The organism is Actinoplanes hulinensis (assembly GCF_019429605.1).
Taxonomy (GTDB): domain Bacteria; phylum Actinomycetota; class Actinomycetes; order Mycobacteriales; family Micromonosporaceae; genus Actinoplanes; species Actinoplanes campanulatus.
Map to the genome: position 1 here is coordinate 1 of NZ_JAHXZI010000043.1, position 19,760 is coordinate 19,760.

Annotated in this window: 21 protein-coding genes; 18 read left to right on the forward strand and 3 right to left on the reverse strand. The window is 70.2% G+C overall.

Translation table 11 applies throughout. From position 1 onward, the window contains the following. Window positions 1–48: 48 nt before the first annotated feature. Window positions 49–441, reverse strand: a complete 393-nt coding sequence (locus KZ829_RS41945; RefSeq protein ID WP_220149415.1) for a hypothetical protein — start codon at window positions 439–441, stop codon at window positions 49–51. 642 nt (window positions 442–1,083) lie between these two features. On the opposite strand from KZ829_RS41945, the gene KZ829_RS41950 reads away from it, so the two are divergent. The 10 genes from KZ829_RS41950 to KZ829_RS41995 all read left to right on the forward strand — a co-directional run bounded on the left by KZ829_RS41950 (window position 1,084) and on the right by KZ829_RS41995 (window position 11,374). Next, window positions 1,084–1,809, forward strand: a complete 726-nt coding sequence (locus KZ829_RS41950; RefSeq protein ID WP_220149416.1) for a hypothetical protein — start codon at window positions 1,084–1,086, stop codon at window positions 1,807–1,809. A 79-nt stretch (window positions 1,810–1,888) separates the two neighbouring features. Next, complete coding sequence (locus KZ829_RS41955) at window positions 1,889–2,338, forward strand: DUF948 domain-containing protein (RefSeq protein WP_183215255.1); 450 nt, start codon at window positions 1,889–1,891, stop codon at window positions 2,336–2,338. Between the two features lie 27 nt (window positions 2,339–2,365). After that, window positions 2,366–2,659 carry a hypothetical protein gene (locus KZ829_RS41960; protein WP_106324497.1) on the forward strand — a complete coding sequence of 98 codons (294 nt, stop codon included), beginning with the start codon at window positions 2,366–2,368 and terminating at the stop codon, window positions 2,657–2,659. Next, window positions 2,656–5,337 (forward strand): alanine--tRNA ligase, encoded by a 2,682-nt coding sequence (alaS, locus tag KZ829_RS41965; RefSeq protein WP_220149417.1) that lies wholly within the window; start codon window positions 2,656–2,658, stop codon window positions 5,335–5,337. The genes KZ829_RS41960 and alaS overlap by 4 nt, the downstream gene beginning before the upstream one ends. Window positions 5,338–5,618: 281 nt before the next feature. Then, entirely contained in the window at window positions 5,619–6,080 is a 462-nt protein-coding gene (gene ruvX / locus KZ829_RS41970) for a Holliday junction resolvase RuvX (RefSeq protein ID WP_220149418.1), read from the forward strand. Further along, window positions 6,081–7,262, forward strand: coding sequence for an endolytic transglycosylase MltG (gene mltG, locus KZ829_RS41975; RefSeq protein WP_220149419.1), 1,182 nt, complete (start codon window positions 6,081–6,083; stop codon window positions 7,260–7,262). Window positions 7,263–7,439: 177 nt separating this feature from the next. Beyond that, window positions 7,440–8,621 carry an endolytic transglycosylase MltG gene (gene mltG / locus KZ829_RS41980; RefSeq protein WP_220149420.1) on the forward strand — a complete coding sequence of 394 codons (1,182 nt, stop codon included), beginning with the start codon at window positions 7,440–7,442 and terminating at the stop codon, window positions 8,619–8,621. A 54-nt stretch (window positions 8,622–8,675) separates the two neighbouring features. Continuing rightward, window positions 8,676–9,557: a shikimate dehydrogenase gene (locus tag KZ829_RS41985; protein ID WP_308285891.1), complete on the forward strand. Its 882-nt coding sequence runs from the start codon at window positions 8,676–8,678 to the stop codon at window positions 9,555–9,557. 135 nt (window positions 9,558–9,692) lie between these two features. After that, on the forward strand, window positions 9,693–10,871 hold the full coding sequence (aroC, locus tag KZ829_RS41990; protein WP_183215241.1) for a chorismate synthase: 1,179 nt from the start codon (window positions 9,693–9,695) through the stop codon (window positions 10,869–10,871). Further along, on the forward strand, window positions 10,871–11,374 hold the full coding sequence (locus KZ829_RS41995) for a shikimate kinase (RefSeq protein ID WP_220149422.1): 504 nt from the start codon (window positions 10,871–10,873) through the stop codon (window positions 11,372–11,374). The genes aroC and KZ829_RS41995 overlap by 1 nt, the downstream gene beginning before the upstream one ends. Here the strand turns inward: KZ829_RS41995 and KZ829_RS42000 are convergent. Then, window positions 11,364–12,179 carry a polysaccharide deacetylase family protein gene (locus tag KZ829_RS42000; protein WP_220149423.1) on the reverse strand — a complete coding sequence of 272 codons (816 nt, stop codon included), beginning with the start codon at window positions 12,177–12,179 and terminating at the stop codon, window positions 11,364–11,366. The two genes, KZ829_RS41995 and KZ829_RS42000, sit on opposite strands and share 11 nt — an antisense overlap. A gap of 124 nt (window positions 12,180–12,303) precedes the next feature. Here KZ829_RS42000 and aroB point away from each other — a divergent pair, with 124 nt between their 5' ends. From aroB to nusB, 4 genes are all read left to right on the forward strand, one after another. After that, window positions 12,304–13,443, forward strand: coding sequence for a 3-dehydroquinate synthase (aroB, locus tag KZ829_RS42005; RefSeq protein ID WP_372454029.1), 1,140 nt, complete (start codon window positions 12,304–12,306; stop codon window positions 13,441–13,443). Next, complete coding sequence (aroQ, locus tag KZ829_RS42010; RefSeq protein WP_183215234.1) at window positions 13,440–13,859, forward strand: type II 3-dehydroquinate dehydratase; 420 nt, start codon at window positions 13,440–13,442, stop codon at window positions 13,857–13,859. The genes aroB and aroQ overlap by 4 nt, the downstream gene beginning before the upstream one ends. A gap of 107 nt (window positions 13,860–13,966) precedes the next feature. Continuing rightward, window positions 13,967–14,524 carry an elongation factor P gene (gene efp, locus KZ829_RS42015; protein ID WP_220149424.1) on the forward strand — a complete coding sequence of 186 codons (558 nt, stop codon included), beginning with the start codon at window positions 13,967–13,969 and terminating at the stop codon, window positions 14,522–14,524. After that, window positions 14,524–14,958: a transcription antitermination factor NusB gene (nusB, locus tag KZ829_RS42020; RefSeq protein WP_183215231.1), complete on the forward strand. Its 435-nt coding sequence runs from the start codon at window positions 14,524–14,526 to the stop codon at window positions 14,956–14,958. Before efp ends, nusB begins: the two co-directional genes overlap by 1 nt. Before the next feature lie 157 nt (window positions 14,959–15,115). Here the strand turns inward: nusB and bldD are convergent, their stop codons facing one another. Continuing rightward, window positions 15,116–15,604: a transcriptional regulator BldD gene (gene bldD, locus KZ829_RS42025; RefSeq protein WP_014446326.1), complete on the reverse strand. Its 489-nt coding sequence runs from the start codon at window positions 15,602–15,604 to the stop codon at window positions 15,116–15,118. Window positions 15,605–15,888: 284 nt separating this feature from the next. Between bldD and pyrR the strand changes: the two genes are divergently transcribed. The 4 genes from pyrR to carA are packed head-to-tail and all read left to right on the forward strand — an operon-like array spanning window position 15,889 to window position 19,758. After that, on the forward strand, window positions 15,889–16,473 hold the full coding sequence (gene pyrR / locus KZ829_RS42030; RefSeq protein WP_372441825.1) for a bifunctional pyr operon transcriptional regulator/uracil phosphoribosyltransferase PyrR: 585 nt from the start codon (window positions 15,889–15,891) through the stop codon (window positions 16,471–16,473). Then, complete coding sequence (locus tag KZ829_RS42035; RefSeq protein ID WP_220149425.1) at window positions 16,470–17,390, forward strand: aspartate carbamoyltransferase catalytic subunit; 921 nt, start codon at window positions 16,470–16,472, stop codon at window positions 17,388–17,390. The genes pyrR and KZ829_RS42035 overlap by 4 nt, the downstream gene beginning before the upstream one ends. Further along, window positions 17,387–18,655: a dihydroorotase gene (locus KZ829_RS42040; RefSeq protein ID WP_220149426.1), complete on the forward strand. Its 1,269-nt coding sequence runs from the start codon at window positions 17,387–17,389 to the stop codon at window positions 18,653–18,655. Before KZ829_RS42035 ends, KZ829_RS42040 begins: the two co-directional genes overlap by 4 nt. Then, complete coding sequence (carA, locus tag KZ829_RS42045) at window positions 18,652–19,758, forward strand: glutamine-hydrolyzing carbamoyl-phosphate synthase small subunit (protein ID WP_220149427.1); 1,107 nt, start codon at window positions 18,652–18,654, stop codon at window positions 19,756–19,758. The genes KZ829_RS42040 and carA overlap by 4 nt, the downstream gene beginning before the upstream one ends. The last annotated feature ends 2 nt before the right edge of the window (window positions 19,759–19,760 follow it).

The following is a 19,760-nucleotide window of genomic DNA, read 5'->3' on the forward strand; positions in this document are numbered from 1 at the left end:
GGGCGCGCCGCGCCCGGCTCGGGCGGCCCCGGCCGCTCCGCGCCCGTCTCAGGTGGCGGCCCCGCACAGGCGATGGGCGCCGCTGCTCCCGGCCGCGCCGTGGTGGGCCCGCCCGGCCCCGACGGCGGACCCGGTCCCGGCGCACCCGGCCCGGGTGGCCCGGGTGGCAAGCACAGCGGCGGTCCCGGCCCAGGTGCCATGACAGGCCCCGGCGCCGGCGGCCCAGGTCGAGTGCCGGGTGGCCCCGGCGGCCCCGGCGGCCCGGGTGGCATGCCCGGTCCTAACGGCGGCCCGGTACGAGGCGGCGCCCAGGTTCCGGGGCGTGCTCCGGGCCGCGGCCCCGCACGTGGTGGCGCTGCCGTGCCCGGCCGCGGTCCGGCAGACCCGGAAGGCGGACCTTCGGGTCTGCCCGGCCGTGGTGCCGAAGGCGGCCCCGGACACGGCACGGCGGGTCCGGACGGTGGCCCGGGGCGAGGTATGGCGGGTCCGGACGGTGGTCCGGGACGTGGCGTACCCGGTTCGGAGGGCGACCTGTCCAGAGGCCCGGGCGGCCCGGACGGTCCTTCTCGGGCGATGGGCGGCGCGCCCGTTCCCGGTCCTGGCGGGGCTCCGCGTGCGAGGGCCGGCGTCGCCGTTCCCGGCGGACCCTCCCGGCCGATGGGCGGGGCCGCCGTTCCCGGACTCGACGGACCGAGCCGTGGCGGTGCCGCGGCGGGCGTCGACGGTCCGGCACGCGGTAATGCGGTTCCCGGTGGGCCGTCGCGGGCGATGGGTGCCGCCGCGGGTGTGGACGGTCCGGCCCGGGCCGGTGTCGCGGTCCCCGGGGTGGACGGCCCGGCCAGGGGTGGTGCCTCCGTTCCGGGGGCGGACGGTCCGGCCAGGGGCGGCGCCGCGGTTCCCGGTGCGCCGTCGCGGGCGATGGGTGCCGTCGTGGACGGTCCGGCGCGGGGTGGTGCCTCCGTTCCCGGGACGGACGGTCCGGCCAGGGGTGGCGCCGCGGTTCCCGGTCGTGGGCCCGACGGTCTGCCGGGTCCGGACGACTCGCAGGGACCGGGTGCGAACGGGACCGGCTCCGTACGCCCGGTGGGGCCCGGTGATGCGTCCAGAGGGAACGCGAACGGCGTACCCCTGAAGGATGAAACGGCCGAGGGTGGCCTCGCCGAGCTGCGCCACAAGTTGCGCACGCAGCGAAGGCTGCGTCTCGTCACGCTGTTCTCGCTGGCGGCGCTGGTGTTGCTGGCTCTGCCGGCGTTCGTCGGTCTGCGCGCGGCGAGCAGCGATCCGGTGCTGGCCTCGCTGGCGGCGCTGAAGGTTCCCTCCTGGGCCGCGAAGGGTGTGGAGAATCAGGAGACCGGCAGCACGCTATGCATCATGGAGTGTTCGTTCCGGGAGCGGAAGGCCGAATCGGACCGGCCGTTCAAGGAGACCGCCGGCGTCTACACCGAGGCGCTGACCAAGGCGGGCTGGAAGCAGCGGAAGGTCGAGGGCTGCCCGGAGACGCCGGTCGCTCCGGAGGAGGGCACTTACAGCTGCTGGAGCCGGGACGAGCTCACCCTGGACCTGGCGGTGGGCCTGCCGGGCTGCGCGGTTGATCAGATCTCGGCCGAGCAGAACCCGACGGCGGGCGCCGCGGAGGAGCTGCCGGATCCGGGGGCGTGCCAGGGCTCGACGGTCCGGATCAAGGTGTGGAACAAGATCGAGGACCGGCGGGGTGAGAAGGAGACCACGCCGGGACTGGTCGGGGTGACTCCGGACACGGTGCTGTCCACCGACGATCCGCTCTTATCGCCGACACCCCAGGCGTCGTGACGCGGGTGGTGGTCACGGACGGTAGGGTCTGCTAGTTGTCCCGCCGAATCCGTGACCACCCGAATAGGAGACGCGCCAGATGGATGCCGGAGAAATCGCAGGCCTGATCGCGGCGGGCGCCTTCCTCATGCTCGTTCTCGTGCTGTCCGTGCCGATCCTGAAGCTGGGCCGCACCGTGGACGCCACGACGAACGCGATCAACGACCTGGTCGACCGGACGGGGCCGCTGCTCTCCAACGTGAACGTCACGGTGGAGAACGTGAACACCGCGCTCGGCCAGGTTCAGGTCTCTTTGGACGGCGTCAACGTCCAGCTCGCCAAGGTCGACACGATGACCGGGCACGCTCAGAACATCACGGCCAATGTCGCGAACCTGGTCACCGTCGTGTCGGCAGCCGCGGCCAACCCGCTGGTCAAGGTCGCTTCTTTCGGGTACGGCCTGCGCAAGGCCACCGCCGCCCGACGGCACGCCGAGGAGGAGCGCGAGGTCCGCGCCACCCTCAAGCAGCGCCGTAAGGCCGCCCGCTGACCTTCGATCGAGAGGTATTTCGCCGTCATGAAGCGCCTGCTGTGGCTCGGCGTCGGCTTGGCCGTCGGCGCCCTCGTCGTTCGCAAGCTGAACCAGAAGGCCAACGAGTTCACCCCGACGGGGATCGCGACGTCGCTCTCGGAATCCGCTGGCGGCCTCGTCGAGTCGCTGCGTAGCTTCGTGGAAGACGTCCGCGAGGGGATGGCCGAGCGGGAGAACCAGATCCACGAGGCGTTCGCCGCGGGGGAGCTGTACGAGGACAAGTTCGCCGAGCTGCGTGACGACGCGTGGCCCGGCTCGCAGGAAGAGGGAAGTCGATGAGAACGGCGGAAGTGAAGCGGCGCTTCTTGGCGCATTTCGAGGCGAACGGGCACACGGTGGTCCCGAGTGCCCCGCTGCCGGCTATCGACGACCCGAACCTGCTGTTCATCAACGCCGGCATGGTGCAGTTCGTCCCGTTCTTCCTGGGGCAGCGGACCCCGCCGTACCAGCGGGCCGCGAGCGTGCAGAAGTGCATCCGGACGCCGGACATCGACGAGGTCGGCAAGACCAGCCGGCACGGCACGTTCTTCCAGATGAACGGCAACTTCTCGTTCGGCGACTACTTCAAGTCGGGCGCGATCCCGCTGGCGTGGGAGCTGTCCACGAAGCCGGTGTCCGAGGGCGGTTTCGGCCTGGACCCGGAGAAGATCTGGGCGACGGTCTATCTCGACGACGACGAGGCGATCGAGATCTGGAAGCGGACCGGCCTGCCGGCGGAGCGGATCGTGCGCCGGGGCAAGAAGGACAACTTCTGGTCGATGGGCATCCCCGGCCCGGCGGGCCCGTGCTCGGAGCTGTACTACGACCGTGGTCCGGCGTACGGCAAGGAGGGCGGCCCGGAGGTCGACGAGGACCGGTACCTGGAGTTCTGGAACCTGGTCTTCATGCAGCACGAGATCACCGACGTGAAGTCGAAGGAGGACTTCACGATCGTCGGTGACCTGCCGAAGCAGAACATCGACACCGGCATGGGCCTGGAGCGCATCGCGTCGATCCTCCAGGGCGTCGACAACCTGTACGAGATCGACGAGGTCCGCCCGATCCTCGCCAAGGCCGCCGAGCTGACCGGTAAGGAGTACGGCAAGCGCTCCGGCCACGCGGCGTCCGAGAGCCACCCGGACGACGTCCGTCTGCGGGTGATCGCGGACCACGTCCGTACCGCGCTGATGCTGATCGGCGACGGCGTCACCCCGACGAACGAGGGCCGCGGCTACGTGCTGCGCCGCATCATGCGCCGGGCGATCCGGTCGATCCGCCTGCTCGGCTGGCAGGAGAAGGCGCTGCCGATCCTGCTGCCGATCGCGCGGGACTGCATGTCCCCGTCGTACCCGGAGCTGGCGACCGACTTCGAGCGGATCTCCACGTACGCCTACGCGGAGGAGGACCAGTTCCTCTCCACGCTGAAGGCGGGCACCACGATCCTGGACCTGGCGATCACCGAGACCCGCGCCTCCCAGAAGACGCAGCTGTCGGGTGACAAGGCGTTCCAGCTGCACGACACGTACGGTTTCCCGATCGACCTGACCCTGGAGATCGCGCAGGAGCAGGGTCTCGACGTCGACCACGAGGGCTTCCGCCGGCTGATGGCCGACCAGCGGAACCGGGCGAAGGCGGACGCGGCGGCCCGCAAGACCGGCCACGCGGACCTGTCGGCGTACCGGTCGGCGCTGGACGCGGGCGGCCCGGTCGAGTTCACCGGCTACCAGGAGATCTCCCGTGAGTCCCGGGTCCGGGCGCTGATCGGTGACAAGGGCCGGATCGAGGTGGCCGGCGAGGGCGACTTCGTCGAGCTGGTGCTGGACACCACCCCGTTCTACGCGGAGGGCGGCGGCCAGCAGGCGGACACCGGTGTGATCAACGTCGGTGGCGGCCGGCTGGAGATCGTCGACGTGCAGCAGCCGCTGCCGGGCCTGATCGTGCACAAGGCGCGGGTGGTCCGGGGCGAGGTGCGCGCGGGCGAGACGGCGCTGTCCGAGATCGACGTGACCCGCCGGAAGGCGATCTCCCGGTCGCACACCGCGACCCACCTGGTGCACCAGACGATGCGCAACTTCCTCGGCGAGTCGGCGACCCAGGCGGGTTCGCTGAACGCGCCGGGCCGGCTGCGGTTCGACTTCCACACCCCGGGCGCGGTCAACCCGTCGGTGCTCTTCGACGTCGAGCAGCAGATCAACGAGGTGCTGCTGCGCGACCTCGAGGTCAACGCGTTCATCACCTCGCAGGAGGAGGCGCGCCGGCTCGGCGCGATGGCGCTGTTCGGCGAGAAGTACGGCGACGAGGTCCGGGTCGTCGAGGTCGGCGACTACGCCCGTGAGCTGTGCGGCGGTACTCACGTCTCCCGGTCCGGCCAGCTCGGCCTCGTGAAGATCCTCAACGAGTCGTCGATCGGCTCCGGGGTGCGCCGCGTGGAGGCCCTGGTGGGTCTGGACGCGTTCGGCTTCCTGGCCAAGGAGCACCTGCTGGTGTCCCGTCTGGCCGACCTGTTCCGGGTGCCCGGCGACCAGGTCGCCGACCGGGTCGAGCAGACCGTCACGGCGCTGCGCGACGCGGAGAAGGAGCTGGAGAAGCTCCGGGCGCAGATGGTGCTGGGCGGGGCGGCGGCGCTCGCGTCCGGGGCGAAGGACGTGCGCGGTGTGGCGTACGTCGGGACCGAGGCGCCGGAAGGTGCGGCGGTCAACGACGTGCGGACGCTGGCGCAGGAGATCCGTGGCAAGATCGACGCGGCGCGTCCCGCGGTGGTCGCGGTGACCGCCCGGGCGAACGGCAAGGCGTCCCTGATCGTCGCGATCAACGGCGCCGCGAAGACCCGTGGGCTGTCCGCGCAGGACCTGGTGAAGGCGGCGCTGTCCGGCCGGGGCGGCGGCAACGCCGATCTGGCGCAGGGCGGCGGCGTGCCGGCCGCGGAGGCCCCGCGTCTGCTGACCGCGATCGAGCAGGCGGTCGCCGACAAGGCCTGACAGTACTTCTCGACGAAAACGCCCCGGACACTGTCCGGGGCGTTTTCGCGATGCGTGATGATTGCTCTGGGTAGTCGTTTGCTGATGTTGGGTACTCCATTTCTTAGCGGATCTTTAGGCCTTGCAAAGGGTGGCGGCGCATCGGCCAGCGGTGCGGTTAAGCTTCGGGTCGCGATCGGAGCGGTGGCATCGAAGCGAGCGAAAGCCGTAGCGGTTACTCTTCGCATCGGAATCTTGATCGGGGACGGGAGACGCGTGTTGCTGCTGTGCAGGGTGGGAGCGTGACTCAGCGCTTCGCTCGGGGCGTCCGCCTGGGTGTGGACGTGGGTCAGGTGCGTGTCGGGGTGGCCAGGTGCGACCCCGACGGGATCCTGGCCAGCCCGGTGGTGACCGTGCCGCGGGACCGGGAGACCGGTGACGACGGCACGCCGAAGGACATGACGGAGCTGGCGCGGCTGACCGCCGAGTACGAGGCGATCGAGGTCGTCGTCGGGCTTCCGGTGGCGCTCAACGGGCGTGAGGGTGTGGCGGCCGGCCACGTCCGGGCGTACGTGGAGCGGCTCGGCGCGGTGCTGGCGCCGGTCCCGGTCGTGCTGACCGACGAGCGCATGTCCACGGTCGTCGCCAGCCGCCGGCTCTCCGAGCGGGGTGTCAAGGGCAAGCGCCAGCGTGCGGTCGTGGATCAGGCGGCCGCCGTGGAGATCCTGCAGGGCTGGCTCAACGCGCAGCGGAGGCAGACTTAATTGATCGGCGAGATAGAAGACCTGAGGTACGAGAACAACCCGGATCCCGGGCGATGGAGACATCGCAAGAGGGAGAAGGGTGGCCGCTCGGTCGTCACGTTCGTCCTGGTCCTGGTGCTGTTCGGCGTCCTCGGTGGCGGAGCCTGGTACGGCTACGGCAAGGTGTCCGGCTTCCTGTCCGCGGCCGACTACGACGGCCCCGGCAGTGGTGAGGTGATCGTCGAGGTCAAGAAGGACGAGTACGCCTCCGACATCGCCGAGACCCTGTTCAAAGCAGAGGTCGTCAAGAGTGCCGCGGCCTTCGTCGAGGCGGCCAAGGACAATCCCGACAGTACCGGCATTCAGGTTGGATCCTACAAGCTGCGCAAGCAGATGAAGGCCAGCGACGCGGTTTTGTGGCTGCTGGACCGGAAGAATCTCGCCGTCAACGGGGTGACCATCCCGGAGGGCTGGACCAAGATGCAGGTCTTCGCGGCGTTCTCCGAGTACACCGGCATCCCGGTGGCGGAGTTCGAGAAGGCCGCGAAGGACATCTCGAAGCTCGGCGTCACGTCCGCCTGGCTGAAGCGGACCGACGGCAAGAAGGTCGACAAGTCCAACATCGAGGGCTTCCTGTACCCGGCGACCTACGAGATCCCGAAGAAGACCACCGCGACCGACGTCCTCAAGCTCGTCATCAAGAACTTCAACGCCGAGATGGAGAAGCTGGACTTCGCGGCCACGGCCCAGTCGAAGCTCAAGATCTCACCGTACGAGGCCCTGGTCGCGGCGTCGATCACCCAGGTGGAGGCGCTGCTCCCGGCGGACATGGGGCCGGTGTCGCGGGTTCTCTACAACCGGGCGTACTCCGGTGACTTCCCGTGCGGCTGCCTCCAGTTGGACAGTACGGTCAACTACTGGCTGCGGCTGAACGGCAAGCAGGGCAAAGCATCCGAAAAGCTGACGATCGACGAGATGCACGGCGAGAACAACCCGTACCGGTACAACGCGCCGGGCATGTCAATCGGCCCGATCAGCAACCCCGGGGAGATCGCCCTGAAGGGTGCCATCGACGCTCCGAAGAGCCAGTATTTCTTCTTCGTGACCATCGACAAGAAGGGCACGATGGCGTACGGCAAGACATTCGACGAGCACAACGCCAACATCAAGGTCGCGTGCAAGAACGGCATCCCGATCTGTTGACCCGCTAGGGTGACGTGGCCGGGTGGAGTTTCCTCGCCCGGTCACGCGCGTTAGGAAGGACGCCGCGTCACCGCCCGGTCGACGGAAAGTCGCCGGGGTGGGCGGCGGACCATCGAAATAGGTATGGTGCGCCCAGTGCTCGCGGAGTCGGCCGGACGGGCAGCGGAGGCAGACGACATGATCGACGAACTGGATGTGGCGTTCGAAGAGGACGCCGACGGAGGCGGTTCCCGGGGTGACCACCGGGCCCGGAAAGGACGTGGCCGCTCCGCGGTCGCCCTGGTCCTGACGCTTCTGCTGTTCACCGTGCTCGGTGGGGGCATCTACCTCGGCTACACCAAGATCGCCGGCTTCTTCGTGGCCGCCGACTACGAGGGCGCCGGCAGCAACCCGGTCGAGATCACGATCATCAAGAACTCGTCGCTCACCGAGATCGGCAACGTGCTCGTCAAAGCCGATGTGGTGAAGAGCACCAAGGCCTTCCTGGAGGCCGCCGACGCCGAGCCGCGCAGCGAGAACATCCAGGCCGGCACCTACGTGCTGCGCCGGCAGATGGCCGCCGAGCAGGCGGTCGCCCAGCTGCTCGACCCGAACACCCGGCTCAGCAAGGGCGTGACCATCCCCGAGGGCAAGACCGCCAAGCAGACGTTCGAGCTGCTCGCCAAGGCCACCGGCATCCCGGTCAAGGACTTCGAGGCCGCGGCGAAGGATCCGGAGGCGCTCGGCGTACCGGACTGGTGGTTCAAGCGCACCGACGGCAAGCCGGTGTCCAAGACGGCCGAGGGCTTCCTCTTCCCGGACACGTACGAGTTCGACCCCAAGGCCACCGCCCCGCAGATCCTCAAGACGATGGTCGAGCACTTCCTCACCGTCACCGGCGAGATCGGGTTCGCCGACGGGGTGCAGAAGAATCTGGCCGTCTCGCCGTACGAGGCGCTCATCGTGGCGTCGCTGGCGCAGGCCGAGGCCGGCAACGCCGACGATCTGCCCAAGGTGGCCCGGGTCGCCTACAACCGGGCGTACAAGAAGAAGATGCCGTTGCAGTTCGACGTCACCACGAACTACTGGCTGGAGCTCAACGGCAAGAAGGCGAAGCACTCGGGCCAGCTCACCGAGGCCGAGATGAACGACCCGAAGAACCCGTACAACTCGGAGACCGTGGTCGGATTGCCGATCGGGCCGATCAACAGCCCCGGCAAGGCCGCGCTGACCGGCGCCCAGAAGCCACCGGTGGCGCCCTGGCTGTTCTTCGTCGCGATCGACAAGGCCGGGCACTCCGCGTTCGCCGCCACCGACGCCGAGCACGAGAAGAACAAGAAGAAGGCCTGCGACAACGGGATCAAGTTGTCCGACTGCTGAGCCCCGCGTGTGGGTGAGGGCATGCCGCGGGTGTCCACCCGTAGAGTGAGCCCCGTGCAGAAGCCCGAGGAGACCCCGGCCGCGCGGAAAGCCGCGGTGTGCGGCAAGCCGATCGCGCATTCGCTCTCGCCCTTCATCCACACCGCCGGTTTCGCCGCGACCGGCCTGCTCGACTGGACCTATACGGCGATCGAGTGCGCCGAGTCCGAACTGCCCGACCTGGTGGCCGGCCTCGGCCCGGAGTGGGCCGGCCTGTCCCTGACCATGCCGCTCAAGGAGACCGCGCTGCGGCTGGCGTCCTCCGCCTCGCCGCAGGCGATCGCGGTCGGCTGCGCCAACACCCTGGTCCGCCAGCCGGACGGCACGTGGCACGCGGACAACACCGACGTCATCGGGATGGTCCAGGTGTTGCGGGAGGCCGGGCTCGGCGTGAGCACCGGCCGGCACGCCGCCAAGGTGGCCCCACCCCGGATCACCGTGCTCGGTGGCGGCGGCACCGCGCGGGCCGCTCTCGGCGCGGCCGCCCAGCTCGGCGCCGAGACGGTGACCGTGGTCACCCGCCGTCCGGAGGCCCGCGAGGAGCTCGACCCGGTCGCCGTCGCGCTGGGCATCACCCTCGACGGCGTGTCCTGGGACGACGCGGCCGGCACGTTCGACGCCGACGCGATCATCGCCACCGTCCCGAAGGGCGCCGCCGATCCGCTCGCCGAGCGGGTGACCTGGCGCCCCGGCAGCGTCCTCTTCGACGCCCTCTACGACCCGTGGCCGACGCCGCTGGCCGCCGCCGCGACCGCGCACGAGGTGCCGGTCTTCTCCGGCCTGGACCTGCTGCTGGCCCAGGCGCTCAGCCAGTTCGAGCAGTTCACCGGGCTGCCCGAGGCTCCCGAGGAGGCCATGCGCAAGGCTCTCGGCGAGGCCGTCCAGAACCGCGCCTGACCGGCGTTCAAAACCGAGGATCAAGAGCATCTAGCCGGGGTACGCGGTGAGCGCGGCCGCCCCGGAAGGTGTCCGTAAGGCGGGACACGGGCGGCCTGTCGCCGCCCGTCACCGGCGCCGTGCCAGACTGTTGCCGTGTTGCGCTGGCTTACTGCAGGTGAATCGCACGGACCGGCGCTCGTCGCGCTGCTCGAGGGTGTCCCCGCCGGGATCGAGGTGACGAGCGCGGACATCATGCGTGATCTGGTGCGCCGCCGCCTCGGATACGGCCGTGGCGCCCGGATGAAGTTCGAGCAGGACGAGCTGGAGCTCATCGGTGGCATCCGGCACGGGGTGACCCAGGGCTCGCCGGTCGCGATCCGGGTGGGCAACAGCGAGTGGCCCAAGTGGGAGACCGTCATGGCGGCCGACCCGGTGGACCCGGCCGAGCTGTCCGCGCAGGCCCGCAACGCGCCGTTGACCCGCCCGCGTCCCGGTCACGCCGACCTGGCCGGCATGCAGAAGTACGGGCACACCGACGCCCGCCCGATCCTGGAGCGCGCCAGCGCCCGGGAGACCGCGGCCCGCGTCGCCGTCGGCGTGGTCGCCAAGAAGCTGATCAAGCAGGCGCTCGGCATCGACATCGTGTCGCACGTCATCGAGCTCGGCCCGGTGGCCGCCAAGCCCGGCGTCATCCCCACCCCCGACGACTTCGACCGGATCGACGAGGACCCGCTGCGCTGCCTCGACCCGGAGGCCAGCGCCCGCATGGTGGCCGAGGTCGACGCCGCCAAGCAGGACGCGGACACTCTCGGCGGCATCGTCGAGGTGCTGGCCTACAACGTGCCGCCGGGCCTCGGCTCGCACGTGCAGTGGGACCGCAAGCTCGACGCCCGGCTCGCCACCGCGCTCATGTCGATCCAGTCGGTGAAGGGCGTGGAGATCGGCGACGGCTTCACCCAGGCCCGCTCGCGCGGCTCGGTGGCGCACGACGAGATCGTCCCGACTCCGGACGGGGTGAAGCGGATCACCGACCGGGCCGGCGGCCTGGAGGGCGGCATCACCAACGGCGAGCCGCTGCGGGTCCGCGCCGCGCTCAAGCCGATCTCGTCGCTCAACCGGGCGTTGCAGACCATCGACATCACCACCGGCGAGCCGGCCACCGCCATCAACCAGCGCTCCGACGTCTGCGCGGTCCCGGCCGGCGCGGTCGTGGCCGAGGCGATGGTCGCGCTGGTCCTGGCCGAGGCCGCGACCGAGAAGTTCGGCGGCGACTCGGTCGCCGAGATCCGGCGTAACCTCCGGTCGTACCTCGACAACCTGATCATCCACTGATGGCCCCGGTCGCGGTCTTCGTCGGCGTCATGGGCGCCGGTAAGAGCACCATCGGCGCGGCGGTCGCCGCCGAGCTGGGCGTCGCTTTCGCCGACACCGACGCGATCATCGAGGACCGGGCCGGCAAGCCGATCCCGGACATCTTCGTCGAGGACGGGGAGCCGGCCTTCCGCGATCTGGAACGGCGGACCGTCGCCGAGGCGCTGGCGACCTTCGACGGCGTCCTGGCCCTGGGCGGCGGCGCGATCCTGGACGAGGACACCCGGAAGCTGCTGGCCGGGCACACCGTCGTCTACCTCTCGGTCGAGCTGACCGACGCGATCAAGCGCGTCGGCCTGGGCGCCGGCCGCCCGCTGCTCGCGATCAACCCCCGGGCCACCCTGAGGCACCTGCTGGACCAGCGCCGCCCGCTCTACCTCGAGGTGGCCACCCACACGGTCGCCACCGACGGCCGTGCGGAGGCCGAGACCACCGCCGAGGTCCTCACCCTCCTCAGGCGGTAGTGAGCGGCGGCGGGGTCGGGCGGGTCTGGAGGGCGGCCAGCTCGGAGACCGTGGCGAATCGGAAGCCGCGGGCCTTCAGGCCGCTGAACATGGCGCTCAGGCCGCGCAGCGAGACCAGGCGGTGCGGTTTGCCGACGTCGTGGGCCAGGATGATGGAGCCGGGGCGGACGTTGTCGACGATGTCGCGGATCTGGCCGTCCGGGTCGTCCTGGAAGTACTTCTCCCGCATCAGGTGCGACCACAGCACGATCTCGTAGCCGAAGTGGTCGGCGGCCAGCACCGTGGAGCCGCCGAGATGCCCGTAGGGCGGGCGCAGCAGCGTCGTCTCCCGGTGGAAGACCTCCTTGATCATGTCGTGGGTGCGGGACAGCTCGGTCTCCACGCCCGCGCGGTCCAGGGTCGCCAGGTCGTCGTGTGACCAGGAGTGGTTGCCGATCTCGTGGCGGCCCATCCGGTCGCGGACCAGACCGGCGTGCTCCTCCAGGTTCTGGCCCACCATGAAGAACGTGGCCGGGATGTTCGCCTGGTCCAGCGCGTCCAGCACCATCGGCGTCCACTGCGGGCCGGGGCCGTCGTCGAAGGTGAACGCCACCACCGGCTCGGTGGTCTCCACGAAGTACCGGATGGTCAGGTTGGCGGTGCGCAGGGCCTCGGGCGCGTCGGCGGCGGCCGCGTAGCCACCGCTGACCGGTGGCCGGTCCCAGCCGAACGCCTGTGAGAGCGTGTCCTTGCCCACCGCGCCGAAGGCCGCCCCGCCGGCGGTCAGCAGCGCGGCGCGCATGACGGCACGTCGACTCAGTCTCATATTGATGATCTCCCCCGTTGCGGCCGTGACGGTAGCGGATGGCCGCAAATGGGGCCGGTGCGCCGAGGCGGAGGGTGACGCCGGTGACACCCTTGAAGGGCTATCGGCAAGGGGTCCTAGGCACATGACTCCATCCGAGGAGTGGAATCGGTGCGGCGGGGTCGCGGCCCGGTTCCCCGGCGGGGATAGGGTGGCGGCCGTGGTGACACGGATTCCGGTGGCGGGTGACCGTCCATATGACGTGGTCGTGGGCCGAGGGCTGGCGGACGAGCTGCCCGCGATGATCGAGGGCGCGGCCCGGGTGGCGGTGCTGCACCCGCCGACGCTGCGCGAGCGGGCCGAGGCCGTGGCCAAGGCGGCCGGTGCCGGGACGGTCGTCCCGATCGAGGTGCCGGACGCCGAGCGCGGCAAGTCCGTCGAGGTCGCCGCCCGGTGCTGGGACGAGCTCGGGGCCGCGGGCTTCACCCGTACGGATGTGGTGGTGGGTGTCGGTGGGGGAGCGACCACCGACCTGGCCGGATATGTCGCCGCGGCCTGGTTGCGCGGGGTTCGCTGGGTGCCGGTGTCGACGTCGGTGGCCGGCATGGTCGATGCCGCCGTCGGCGGGAAGACGGCGGTGAACATCGCGGCCGGCAAGAACCTGGTCGGCGCCTTCCATCCGCCCGCCGGCGTGCTCTGCGACCTGGACGCGCTGGACACGCTGCCCGCCGAGGACCTCGCGGCGGGCCTGGCCGAGGTGGTCAAGGGCGGTTTCATCGCCGACCCGCGGATCCTCGAGCTGATCGAGGCGGACCCGGCCGCCGCCCTGGACCCGCGCGGCGACGTGCTCCGTGAGCTGGTCGAGCGCAAGATCAGGGTGAAGGCGCACGTGGTCGGCGTGGATCTCGAGGAGTCCGGGCTGCGGGAGATCCTCAACTACGGCCACACGCTGGGGCACGCCATCGAGCGGCGCGAGGGGTACACCTGGAGGCACGGGCACGCGATCGCGGTGGGCCTGGTCTTCGCGGCCGAGCTGGGGCGGCTCACCGGGCGGCTGGACGACGCCACGGCGGACCGGCACCGGGCGGTCCTGGAGAGTCTGGGCCTGCCCACGGCGTACCCCGGAGAGGCCTGGCCCGAGCTGTTGCCCGCGATGCGCGTCGACAAGAAGGCGCGTGCCGCGACCTTGCGTTTCGTGGTTCTGGACGGCCTGGCGAAGCCGGGCATCCTGGCCGGGCCGGACGAGGGCCTGCTGGAGCGCGCCTACGCGGCGGTGGCCCGATGATCTACGTGCTGAACGGGCCGAACCTGGGCCGGCTGGGCCTGCGGGAGCCGGGGGTCTACGGCTCGGCCACCTACAAGGACCTGGTCGAGATGTGCCAGACCGTCGCCGAGGACCTGGGCCTGGAGGTCGAGGTGCGGCAGACCAACGCCGAGCACGAGATGCTGGAGTGGCTCTACCAGGCCGCTGACGAGGGCGCCGACGTGGTGCTCAACCCGGGCGCCTGGACGCACTACAACTACGCGGTCCGGGACGCCTGCGCGATGCTGCGCGGCAAGCTGGTCGAGGTGCACATCTCCAACATCCACAAGCGTGAGGAGTTCCGGCATCATTCGGTGATCTCGGCCGTGGCGACCGGTGTGATCGCCGGGCTCGGGTTCGACGGATATCGGCTTGCTCTGGAGCACATCGCACGGTAGGCCCGATTCGCTCCGGGCCGGTTCGCGCCGGTAGAGTGGTTCGGTCACCGATACGTATCAAGATTATTTACGTATCAGATTGCAGACTCGGAAAACAAAGGCAGGACATGGCTTCCACCAACGACCTGAAGAACGGCCTGGTGCTCAACCTCGACGGCGAGCTGTGGGCCGTCGTCGAATTCCAGCACGTCAAGCCGGGCAAGGGTCCGGCCTTCGTGCGGACCACGCTGAAGCACGTGCTCTCCGGCAAGGTGGTGGACAAGACCTTCAACGCCGGCACCAAGGTCGAGACCGCGACCGTGGACAAGCGCACCATGCAGTACCTCTACCAGGACGGCGACGACTACGTCTTCATGGACCTGGACACCTACGACCAGATCCACGTGGCCGGCGGCACGGTCGGGGAGAACGCGAACTACCTGCTGCCCGAGGCCGAGGCCACGGTGGCGCTGCACGAGGGCGTGCCGCTCTACATCGAGCTGCCGACCAGCGTGTTCCTCGAGGTCACCTACACCGAGCCGGGCCTCCAGGGCGACCGCTCGACCGGTGGCACCAAGCCGGCGACCGTCGAGACCGGCGCGACTGTCAACGTCCCGCTCTTCATCACCACCGGTGAGAAGATCAAGGTCGACACCCGCGACGGCCGCTACCTCGGCCGCAGCTGATGGCCGAAGGTCCCAAGAAGGAACGGCTCGCGCGTCGCAAGGCCCGCAAGCGAGCGCTGGACGTCCTTTTCGAGGCCGACCTGCGTGACCTGCCGCCGAGCCAGGTGTTGCTCACCTACCTGGACCGGATCGCCAAGCCGCACCCCGAGCACCTGGAGTACTCGAAAACGCTCATCGACGGTGTGGCGAAGCATCTCGACCGGATCGACGAGCTGATCGCCAGTTACGCCGAGGGGTGGACGATCGACCGGATGCCGACGGTCGACCGCAACCTGGCCCGGATCGCGGTCTACGAGCTGCTCTACGAGGCCGACGTCGACGACCCGGTGGCAATCACCGAGGCGGTCGAGCTGGCCAAGGAGATGTCCACCGACGACAGCCCCCGTTTCCTCAACGGGCTGCTGGACCGGATCGCGGCTTTCGCCACCCGCTGATTCCCTGGAACGGCCCGGATCATCTGATCCGGGCCGTTTCTTCATGTCCGGGGGTACGCGCGACGTACGCGCCGAGTTCAAAAGACGCAAAAGCCCGCGCCGGGGGGACGCGGGCCTTACGGGGGGCGCTACTGGGTGTTGCTGATTTTGTTCAGTGTCAGCTGGCGAAGAAGGCACGCGGGTCGGCCACCAGGACACCCTGCTCGGTCAGGCGCTCGATGAGGCCGGACGGCGAGATGTCGTAGACGATGGCGAGCGCGCGCAGGTCGTCGGCGCGGATGGAGAGCACGCGGCCGTTGTAGTCGCCGCGCTGCTGCTGGATCGCCCGGGCGTACCGCGCCACGTAGGCGAGGTCCTCGCCGGTGGTGTCGTACAGCTTCTCGAGGTCCAGGACGATCTTGTTGGTCGCCTCCAGGCGGATGCCACTGCCGTCGGGCAGCAGCTCGGAGACGGGAACACGGTAGAAGTCGGCGAGTTCGGCAAGGCGCGACACGGTCACCGCGCGGTCGCCACGCTCGTACGAGCCCACAACGACGGCCTTCCAACGGCCGTTGGACTTCTCTTCGACACCCTGCAGGGACAGGCCCTGCTGCTGGCGGATGGAGCGCAGACGAGCGCCCAGCGACTTCGCGTACTCAGACGGCATTAGGACACTCCCGGTACTGTGCTGGCCCGGAGGGTTCTTTCCTCACGGATCGCTACGCTGCGTGACGGTACGGAGTTTGCGACCGCCGGTCAAGTGTTGGTTACCGATGAGTCGTGCGGGCCGCACCAAAGTAACCGGCTGTATCCCTAGACGACGGGAATTGTCCGATCTGCTCCAGTCAGGCACGTCACCATAATGCATGCGGCGTCCACTGGTAACGTAGCGTCAGCCATCAGGTTCCGGTCCTCCGGGTCCTGTACCGACATCCTTTAACGACCCGTCCCGTGAGGCGGGGAAGGAGGTCCGCCGTGGCGCAGCCACGCGCAGACGCGCCCAGCAAGATCATCTTGGCGGGGTCCGACCTGCACCGGGTCGTCGACCGCATCGCCCACCAGATCCTCGAGAAGACCTCGGGCGCCACCGGCACCGTCCTGCTCGGCATCCCGACGCGGGGCGTCCCGCTCGCACACCGGCTCGCCGCCCGGATTCACGCCTTCGAGGGCGTCGAGATCCCGGTGGGCTCCCTCGACATCACGCTCTACCGCGACGATCTGCGCCTCAACGCCACCCGCGCGCTCGGCAAGACCGAGTTGCCGGCCGGTGGCATCGACGGCCTGCGGGTCATCCTGGTCGACGACGTGCTCTTCTCCGGCCGTTCGGTGCGGGCCGCCCTGGACGCCCTGAAGGACCTCGGCCGGCCCAGCTCGGTGCAGCTCGCGGTCCTGGTCGACCGCGGTCACCGCCAGCTGCCGATCCGCGCCGACTACGTGGGCAAGAACATCCCGACCGCGCTCAGCGAGAGCGTCAAGGTGACGCTCACCGAGATCGACGGCGCCGACGAGGTCAAGCTGATCGGAGGCCTCAAGTGATCAAGCACCTGCGCTCGGCCGGCGACCTGGACGCGGCCACCGCGACCCTGATCCTGGACACCGCGGCCGAGATGGCGGCCCTGTCCGGCCGCGAGGTCAAGAAGCTGCCCGCGCTGCGCGGGCGGACCGTGGTCAACCTGTTCTACGAGGACTCCACCCGCACCCGGATCTCCTTCGAGGCGGCCGCCAAGCGGCTCTCCGCGGACGTCATCAACTTCTCCGCCAAGGGCTCCAGCGTCTCCAAGGGCGAGAGCCTCAAGGACACCGCGCTCACCCTCCAGGCGATGGGCGCGGACGCGGTGGTGATCCGGCACTCGGCCAGCGGCGCCCCGCACCGCCTGTCGAACTGGGTGGACGGCTCGGTGGTCAACGCCGGCGACGGCACCCACGAGCACCCCACCCAGGCGCTGCTGGACGCGTACACGATGCGGTCCCGCCTGGGCCGGCTGGACGGCCTCAGGGTCGCCGTCGTGGGCGACGTGCTGCACAGCCGGGTGGCGCGCTCCAACGTCCTGCTGCTCAGCACCCTGGGCGCCGAGGTCACCCTGGTCGGCCCGCCCACCCTGATCCCCAGGGACGTGGTCGCCGCGCTGTCGAAGACCACAAAGGTGTCGTACGACCTCGACAGCGTCCTTCCCGACTCGGACGTCGTGATGATGCTGCGGGTGCAGACCGAGCGGATGCAGGATTCGTTCTTCCCCTCCGCCCGGGAGTACAGCCGCCGTTACGGCCTCGATGTCACCCGAATGAGGAAGCTGCCGGAGCACGCGATCGTCATGCACCCCGGTCCGATGAACCGGGGCATGGAGATCGCGCCCGAGGTGGCCGACTCACCCCGCTCCACCATCGTCGAACAGGTCGCCAACGGCGTCAGCGTCCGGATGGCCGTCCTCTACCTGCTGCTGGGAGGCAAGTGATGGCGTACCTGATCAAGGGCGTCTCGATCCTCGGTGCTTCACCGAGCGACCTGTACATCGCCGACGGCGTCGTGTCCGCAAAACCGGTCGAGGGCGCCGAGGTGATCGACGCGACCGGCCTGGTCGCGCTGCCCGGCCTGGTGGACGTGCACACCCACCTGCGCGAGCCCGGCCGGGAGGACGCGGAGACCGTCGAGACCGGCTCCCGCGCCGCGGCCCTGGGCGGCTACACCGCGGTCTGCGCGATGGCGAACACGTCGCCGGTCGCCGACACCGCCGGTGTGGTCGAGCAGGTGTGGCGCCTGGGCCGGGAGGCCGGCCTGGTCGACGTGCAGCCGATCGGCGCCGTCACGGTCGGCCTGGCCGGTAAGCAGATGGCCGAGCTCGGCGCGATGGCCACCTCCGCGGCCAACGTGCGGATCTTCTCCGACGACGGGTTCTGCGTCGCCGACCCCAAGCTGATGCGCCGCGCGCTGGAGTACGTGAAGGCGTTCGACGGCGTGATCGCCCAGCACGCCGAGGAGCCCCGGCTCACCGAGGGCGCGCAGATGCACGAGGGCGAGGTCAGCACCCGGCTCGGCCTCACCGGCTGGCCGGCCGTCGCCGAGGAGGCGATCATCGCCCGCGACGTGCTGCTCGCCGAGCACGTCGGCAGCCGCCTGCACGTCTGCCACGTCTCCACGGCCGGTTCGGTCGAGGTGCTGCGCCAGGCCAAGGCCCGCGGCATCCGGGTGACGGCCGAGGTCACCCCGCACCACCTGCTGCTCACCGACGAGCTCGCGGCGGGTTACGACCCGGTCTTCAAGGTCAACCCCCCGTTGCGTACGCGCAGCGACGTCGAAGCCCTGCGCCAGGCGCTGCTGGACGGGGTGATCGACGTGGTGGCCACCGACCACGCGCCGCACGCCGTGCAGGACAAGGAGTGCGAGTGGGCGCACGCCCGGCCCGGCATGCTGGGGCTGGAGACCGCGCTGCCGATCGTGCTGAGCGTCTTCGGCCCCCGGTGGGACCTGATCGCCGACCGCATGTCGATCGCGCCGGCCCGGATCGCGGGCCTGGAGGGGCACGGCGGTGACCTGACACAGGCCGGCACCCCGGCCAACCTGACGCTGGTGGACCCGGCGGCCCAGCGGATCGTGGACCCGGCCGAGCTGGCCAGCCGCAGCCGCAACACGCCGTACGCCGGTATGACCCTGCCCGGTCGCATCGTCGCGACCTTCCTGCGGGGCGAGGCCACGGTTCTCGATGGGAAGGCAGTCAAGTGAGCAAGGCGATCCTTGTCCTGGAGGACGGTAGGACGTTCCACGGCACCGCGTACGGCGCCGTGGGGGAGACGTTCGGCGAGGCGGTGTTCACCACCGGCATGACCGGATACCAGGAGACGCTGACCGACCCGTCGTTCCACAAGCAGGTCGTGGTGCAGACCGCGCCGCAGATCGGCAACACCGGCGTCAACGACGAGGACGACGAGTCCGACCGCATCTGGGTCTCCGGCTACGTGGTCCGCGACCCGGCCCGCCGCCCGTCCAACTGGCGTTCCACCGGCGACCTGGGCGAGCGCCTGGCCGCCGAGGGCGTCGTCGGGATCAGCGGCGTGGACACCCGCGCCCTCACCCGCCACCTGCGCTCACTGGGGGCGATGCGGGTCGGCGTGTCGAGCGTCGACCTGGACCCGCTGTCGCTGCTGGCGAAGGTGCGCAACCAGCCGCAGATGCTCGGCGCCGACCTCTCCGCCCAGGTGACCACCGGCGAGCGCTACACGGTCAAGGCCGAGGGCGAGCACCGCTACACGGTCGCCGCGCTCGACCTGGGCATCAAGCGCAACGTCTCGCGCCGTCTGGCCGAGCGGGGCGTCACCACCCACATCTTCCCGGCCTCGTCCTCGATCGAGGACCTGCTGGCGGTCAGCCCCGACGCGGTGTTCTTCTCGCCCGGCCCGGGTGACCCGGCCACCGCCGACGGCCCGGTCGCGCTGGCCCGCGAGGTGATGCGCCGCGAGGTTCCGCTGTTCGGCATCTGCTTCGGCAGCCAGATCCTCGGCCGCGCGCTCGGCTTCGGCACCTACAAGCTGGGGTACGGGCACCGCGGCATCAACCAGCCGGTGCTCGACAAGACCACCGGCAAGGTCGAGGTGACCAGCCACAACCACGGGTTCGCCGTGGACGCCCCGATCGGGCAGCGCATCGACACCGAGTTCGGCGGCGTCGAGGTCTCGCACGTCTGCCTGAACGACAACGTGGTCGAGGGCCTGCGGGGCCTGGAGGTCCCCGCCTTCACCGTCCAGTACCACCCCGAGGCCGCCGCCGGCCCGCACGACGCGGACTACCTGTTCGACCGCTTCGTCGACCTTGTGGAAAAGAAGGGCTGAGC

Excerpts from the sequence above, each read along its gene's own strand:
- aroQ (WP_183215234.1), top strand. The coding sequence starts at position 13,440 with ATGATCTACGTGCTGAACGGGCCGAACCTGGGCCGGCTGGGCCTGCGG.
- KZ829_RS41960 (WP_106324497.1), top strand. The coding sequence starts at position 2,366 with ATGAAGCGCCTGCTGTGGCTCGGCGTCGGCTTGGCCGTCGGCGCCCTC.
- aroB (WP_372454029.1), top strand. The coding sequence starts at position 12,304 with ATGACTCCATCCGAGGAGTGGAATCGGTGCGGCGGGGTCGCGGCCCGG.
- nusB (WP_183215231.1), top strand. The coding sequence starts at position 14,524 with ATGGCCGAAGGTCCCAAGAAGGAACGGCTCGCGCGTCGCAAGGCCCGC.
- mltG (WP_220149420.1), top strand. The coding sequence starts at position 7,440 with ATGATCGACGAACTGGATGTGGCGTTCGAAGAGGACGCCGACGGAGGC.
- bldD (WP_014446326.1), bottom strand. The coding sequence starts at position 15,604 with ATGCCGTCTGAGTACGCGAAGTCGCTGGGCGCTCGTCTGCGCTCCATC.
- KZ829_RS41955 (WP_183215255.1), top strand. The coding sequence starts at position 1,889 with ATGGATGCCGGAGAAATCGCAGGCCTGATCGCGGCGGGCGCCTTCCTC.
- KZ829_RS41995 (WP_220149422.1), top strand. The coding sequence starts at position 10,871 with ATGGCCCCGGTCGCGGTCTTCGTCGGCGTCATGGGCGCCGGTAAGAGC.
- alaS (WP_220149417.1), top strand. The coding sequence starts at position 2,656 with ATGAGAACGGCGGAAGTGAAGCGGCGCTTCTTGGCGCATTTCGAGGCG.
- efp (WP_220149424.1), top strand. The coding sequence starts at position 13,967 with ATGGCTTCCACCAACGACCTGAAGAACGGCCTGGTGCTCAACCTCGAC.
- KZ829_RS42000 (WP_220149423.1), bottom strand. The coding sequence starts at position 12,179 with ATGAGACTGAGTCGACGTGCCGTCATGCGCGCCGCGCTGCTGACCGCC.